This window comes from Pedobacter sp. 01N416, assembly GCF_056399685.1.
In genome coordinates this window covers 1-496 of record NZ_JBFTRT010001083.1, presented here as the reverse complement: position 1 = coordinate 496, position 496 = coordinate 1, and the positions used below count along the sequence as shown (strand labels likewise).

General features: G+C 34.7%; 1 protein-coding gene. It reads right to left on the bottom strand.

Annotated elements, in window-relative coordinates:
• A partial coding sequence (locus AC1DND_RS29340) for a lysophospholipid acyltransferase family protein (RefSeq protein ID WP_477586553.1) occupies window positions 1-496 on the bottom strand: 496 nt, incomplete at both ends.

Below are 496 nucleotides of genomic sequence, written 5' to 3'. Positions count from 1 at the left end.
TCTTAAATGTTTTAAAAGCGAGGTATTACAATCTTTACAGTCTATTTCTTTCAAATGAATGGGTTTGCCGATACTGATTTTTAACTGGTGACCATTTTTGTTGAATAACTCTGAAATAAGCTTTGCTGTTTGTAACGAAGGGTGTATAAATTTCAGCAGGCTAAAAAAGATGCCATTATTACCATGAAAATATACCGGTAGTATGGGTACATTGGCTTTTGAGATGATTTTCCCAACCACGGGATGCCATTCACGGTCGGTAATCTGATTTTTTCTGAATTTATAAGAAGAAACTTCGCCTGCCGGAAAAATAGCAACAGGACTACCATCTTTTAAAACTTTTAAAGTTGTTTTTAATCCGCTAATACTTGATGAATCCTGAACTTTTTCGAACGGATTTACCGCGATAATACATTTCTCCAGATTTGGGATTTTTTTTAACAGAAAATTCCCCATAAACATCGTATCAGGTCGGTAATTGGCAAGAGTACTTAAT